7 protein-coding genes are annotated in these 4048 nt (G+C 58.5%); 4 read left to right on the top strand and 3 right to left on the bottom strand.

What is annotated here, in order from left to right; all coding sequences use genetic code 11:
- Window positions 1–767: 767 nt before the first annotated feature.
- On the top strand, window positions 768–1025 hold the full coding sequence (locus PSOLE_RS23200; RefSeq protein WP_004424974.1) for a type II toxin-antitoxin system Phd/YefM family antitoxin: 258 nt from the start codon (window positions 768–770) through the stop codon (window positions 1023–1025).
- Window positions 1022–1411, top strand: coding sequence for a type II toxin-antitoxin system VapC family toxin (locus PSOLE_RS23205; protein ID WP_074857734.1), 390 nt, complete (start codon window positions 1022–1024; stop codon window positions 1409–1411). The genes PSOLE_RS23200 and PSOLE_RS23205 overlap by 4 nt, the downstream gene beginning before the upstream one ends.
- A gap of 252 nt (window positions 1412–1663) precedes the next feature.
- Here PSOLE_RS23205 and hepT read toward each other — a convergent pair whose 3' ends face one another.
- Window positions 1664–2086 (bottom strand): type VII toxin-antitoxin system HepT family RNase toxin, encoded by a 423-nt coding sequence (gene hepT, locus PSOLE_RS23210; protein WP_074857728.1) that lies wholly within the window; start codon window positions 2084–2086, stop codon window positions 1664–1666.
- Entirely contained in the window at window positions 2076–2474 is a 399-nt protein-coding gene (gene mntA, locus PSOLE_RS23215; RefSeq protein ID WP_074857725.1) for a type VII toxin-antitoxin system MntA family adenylyltransferase antitoxin, read from the bottom strand. Before mntA ends, hepT begins: the two co-directional genes overlap by 11 nt.
- Window positions 2475–2691: 217 nt before the next feature.
- On the opposite strand from mntA, the gene PSOLE_RS23220 reads away from it, so the two are divergent.
- Together PSOLE_RS23220 and PSOLE_RS23225 are read left to right on the top strand one after the other, a co-directional pair.
- On the top strand, window positions 2692–2946 hold the full coding sequence (locus PSOLE_RS23220; protein ID WP_074857836.1) for a type II toxin-antitoxin system HicA family toxin: 255 nt from the start codon (window positions 2692–2694) through the stop codon (window positions 2944–2946).
- A complete protein-coding gene (locus tag PSOLE_RS23225) occupies window positions 2943–3287 on the top strand; it encodes a type II toxin-antitoxin system HicB family antitoxin (protein ID WP_004424987.1) in 345 nt (114 codons plus the stop codon). The genes PSOLE_RS23220 and PSOLE_RS23225 overlap by 4 nt, the downstream gene beginning before the upstream one ends.
- 69 nt (window positions 3288–3356) lie before the next feature.
- Here PSOLE_RS23225 and PSOLE_RS23230 read toward each other — a convergent pair whose 3' ends face one another.
- Window positions 3357–3887: an REP-associated tyrosine transposase gene (locus tag PSOLE_RS23230; protein ID WP_004424990.1), complete on the bottom strand. Its 531-nt coding sequence runs from the start codon at window positions 3885–3887 to the stop codon at window positions 3357–3359.
- Window positions 3888–4048 lie beyond the last annotated feature (161 nt).

Genomic DNA, 4048 nt, shown 5'->3' on the forward strand with positions numbered 1-4048 from the left:
AATTTCAGGGCCGCTGATGGCATCGCGCGGGATGGATCAGCGAGCGTAATCCGCTGGACGCAGCCCACACCTGACACCAGAGTAAGCCACCGACCCACTGTAGGAGCCGCGCCTCGCGGCGAATCGCAGCATCACCGAAATCGCACCGGATTACAAAAATTCGCCCCGGGGCGGGGCTCCTACAATTTCAGGGCCGCTGAAGTATCGCGCGGGATGGATCAGCGAGCGTAATCCGTCGTTACGCAGCCCACACCTGGCGCCAGAGTAAGCCACCGACCCACTGTAGGAGCCGCGCCTCGCGGCGAATCGCGGCCTCAGCGAAATCGCACCGGATTACCAAAATTCGCCCCGGGGCGGGGCTCCTACAATTTCAGTGCCGCTGAAGGCATCGCGCGGGATGGATTAGCGAAGCGTAATCCGTCGTTACGCAGCCCACACCTGGCGCCAGAGTAAGCCGCCGACTCACTGTAGGAGCCGCGCCCCGCGGCGAATCGCGACCTCAGCGAAATCGCACCGGATTACCAAAATTCGCCCCGGGGCGGGGCTCCTACAATTTCAGGGCTGCTGAAGGCATCGCGCGGGATGTATCAGCGAGCGTAATCCGCTGGACGCAGCCCACACCTGACACCAGAGACAAATCACCTCAAGCCATCTCGTGGAGCTCAAGCCCACCCACAAAACTGGAGGAAACCACGGCTAGCACCAACGATTGCGAACAGGAACGCCGGAGAATAGACTAACCACGTTAGCTAACCAGGTACTCCACCATGAAAACCGAGACCCCCACCAACAGCCCGAAAATGGTCAATATTCACGACGCCAAGACGCACCTGTCACAACTGATTCTCGATGCCAGCCAAGGCAGCCCGTTTATCATCGCAAAGGCAGGCAAGCCGATGGTGAAGGTCATCTCGATCAACCAGGAAAGCAAACCTCGCACCGGGATGCTGACTGGCGTTTTCAATGTGCCAGACGACATTGACACACCGTTTCAGAATGAAATCGAGTCGATGTTCGGCGCATGAAGCTGCTGCTCGACACTCATATTTTACTTTGGGCCTGCGCCACCCCCACCTCACTGCCAACCGACGCGGCCAATCTGATCAACGACCGCAACAACGAACTGCTCTTCAGCGCTGCGAGCATCTGGGAGGTTGGCATCAAGCATGCCATGGGCAAGGCCCACTTCCACTTTGACCCGGCAGTACTCAGAAGAGCACTGCTCGATGCAGACTATCAAGAGCTGGCAATGACCGGGCAGCACAGCATTGCAGCCGCCGCTCTTCCACCTATACATAACGACCCATTTGATCGAATGCTGATTGCTCAGGCCACCACTGAAGGCTTTATATTGGTCACAAGCGATCTGGCCATAGCGAAGTACGCGGGCCCAATCAGGCACGTCAAGTAAGGACGCTTCAGAACAGACCACGCACGCCATAAGCGGAAGCAGGGGAAATCGCGGCCTGTCCCTGGGCCCTATAAATCCCAGCTTGTTACACCGGAACTGGACTTCTGCATAGCAAGGCGCCCCCAGCCTTCACACGACAAGGCAGCCACCACCCAGTAGGAGCCGCGCCTCGCGGCGAATCGATAGCAGGCTCACCACGAAACCAGCCGCCCACCTGTGCGGATATGACAACGTTTTTCTGAGAGAAAAACCTCAATCCTCCCGCGCATCCTTCAACAGAATGCTTTTGGAATAATCGAGAAACTCATCCAGGTGCCGGGTAATGACCGCCACGGTAATCGGTAGCTGCAGCGCCTGGTACTCATGAACTGCAATATTGCGATAGCCCACCATGCGCTTCAGCGCTTCGGCCAGGCTATTGTCGACCCAGCCGCCTGCGGCGAGCAGCGCAAACACATCGCGCGCACTCTGCGGAATACCGAGACGCTCGCGCCGAATCAAATGCTGCCCCATATCCAGGGCCGCCTCGCAAGCGCGCTGAATGTTCAGAATGGCCGCATCCTGCCGAGTAAAGTCCTCTGCAAAACTCGCCGGGGCGCACTCATACTCCTCACGCGCACGCCTGACGCCACGCTCGATGCTTGCGGCCTTGTTCAACAACACATCATCGGCCATACACCCGCCCATCTCGCTCGATATCCCGCAACAGAGGCGCCCTGGCCCGATCCAGCTCAAGCTTCTCGCTCAACACCGCGCACTCGAACAGACCGGCCTCATTCCCTAGCGCAGCCCACCAGCGCTCACCTTTAGTCAGCACCTGCTGCTGCATCACGGTAGAGGCCCTGCGCAAATCCAACAGATCGACGGGACAACCTGCAATATCGGCAGCCTCGCTGGCAAGCTCCCAGAGCACCAGTGGATCAACATAACCTTTTACCAATACAGCCAAATCGAGATCACTTCCTTCGCCTGCCGTACCCTGGACACGACTGCCAAAGGCATAGATAGCCAGCAAACCATCCAGTCGCGAGCGCAGTAACTCGACCAGCACGACCTTATTCATAGCCAACCTCCGCATACACGCTTAGAAGTGTATCCCAACCGCTATAGCACCAAACAATGCCGAACCTACCGCCATGTAGACGACCGCTGCATGGCGGCAGGAAATAGAGCCAGGCCGGATGCCTGCAGGGCGGATTAGCCCCAGCCCCAAAAGCCGAACGCTCCATTCCAGGCGTCACGCAGATACTTCGGCAAACATCGTGGCCTGTAGCAAACGACTGATTAGACTTCGCCAATCTATCCTGAAAGCAGTCTTCGCCAAGCCGGTACCGAGCACACTTGAGTGGTCCCGCATTGAATCGCTATTTGTAGCGGCCGGCGCCAGAGCTATCGAGGGCAATGGCTCACGCGTACGCTTCGAACTGAATGGCGTGGTTGGCACCTTTCACCGCCCCCATCACGACAAGGAAGCCAAGCCGTATCAGGTTCGCGATGCACGGGCCTTCCTTGAACAAGCAGGAGTTACCCCATGAATGCGCATGCAATGACTTACAAGGGCTATGCAGCCCGCATCGAGTACAGCGACGAAGACGGCCTTTTCGTTGGTCACATCGCCGGCATTCGCGACGTGGTGGGTTTTCATTTTCATGGTGAGTCCGTTCAGGAACTTCGCACGGCATTCGAAGAAGCAGTGAACGACTACCTCGACACCTGCGCTCAGCTGGATCGCCCGCCGCAAAAAACCTACTCCGGCAAGCTCAGCCTACGCCTGGGGCCAGAGCTGCACGCCACGGTCGCGGTAAAAGCGGAACTGGAGCACAAGAGCATCAACCAGTGGGTTGCCGACGTGCTGAGCCGCGAGGCACATGCGTAGGCCATAACCGTAGGGCGCATTAGCCGCAGGCGTAATGCGCCGAACGATGCAGACCTGCCCCCTTGCCCCCTACCCATCCCCCGGCACCTCAAGCCCGATATCACCCGCCCAATCAACCGGGTAAAGCCCCATCACCACATCACGGTGAAAGCTCGAATGGGGCCAGTCCGCCACCCGCCCCACCAGCCCGTGTTTGCAAGGGTTGATGTAGACATAATCTATATGCCGGCGAAAGTCCTCGTCATCACGCAGTTGATGCTCCCAGTAGCGCCGCTGCCAGATTCCCCGTTCGCCGCGACGCAAACGCGTCAGCGAGCGGTATTCATCGGAGGGCAACCCTCGGCAGAAAAACGTCTTGATCAGCCGCCAGCGCAACGGGTAATCCGCATCACCAGGCGGCAACGTCCATACGCAATGCATGTGTTCGGGCAGCACCACCCACGCATCGATAGTGAACGGATAATCGCGATGCACGCGCCGCACCGCATCACGCAACAGCTCGACATGCCGCAGCAACAGATCATTGCGGCGGCGTTGCAGCAGATTCACGGTAAAGAACCAGCTCGCCCCCGGCGCGAAAGCACGGCGATAGTTCGGCATCCTTGCCCCTCCAGAAACACCAAAAGGTCAAGCCTAGACGGCCACGGAAATAGCTCAAGCCCCGGCAACATCAGGTAACCCGTAGGGCGCATTAGCCGCAGGCGTAATGCGCCGAACGAGAGCCGCACACCACAAACTCCAGAGAGCAAAACACCCCGCGC

The sequence above is a fragment of the Pseudomonas oleovorans subsp. oleovorans genome (genome assembly GCF_002197815.1).
Lineage (GTDB): Bacteria > Pseudomonadota > Gammaproteobacteria > Pseudomonadales > Pseudomonadaceae > Aquipseudomonas > Aquipseudomonas oleovorans.

Excerpts from the sequence above, each read along its gene's own strand:
- mntA (WP_074857725.1), bottom strand. The coding sequence starts at position 2,474 with ATGAATAAGGTCGTGCTGGTCGAGTTACTGCGCTCGCGACTGGATGGT.
- PSOLE_RS23230 (WP_004424990.1), bottom strand. The coding sequence starts at position 3,887 with ATGCCGAACTATCGCCGTGCTTTCGCGCCGGGGGCGAGCTGGTTCTTT.
- PSOLE_RS23205 (WP_074857734.1), top strand. The coding sequence starts at position 1,022 with ATGAAGCTGCTGCTCGACACTCATATTTTACTTTGGGCCTGCGCCACC.
- PSOLE_RS23200 (WP_004424974.1), top strand. The coding sequence starts at position 768 with ATGAAAACCGAGACCCCCACCAACAGCCCGAAAATGGTCAATATTCAC.
- hepT (WP_074857728.1), bottom strand. The coding sequence starts at position 2,086 with ATGGCCGATGATGTGTTGTTGAACAAGGCCGCAAGCATCGAGCGTGGC.
- PSOLE_RS23225 (WP_004424987.1), top strand. The coding sequence starts at position 2,943 with ATGAATGCGCATGCAATGACTTACAAGGGCTATGCAGCCCGCATCGAG.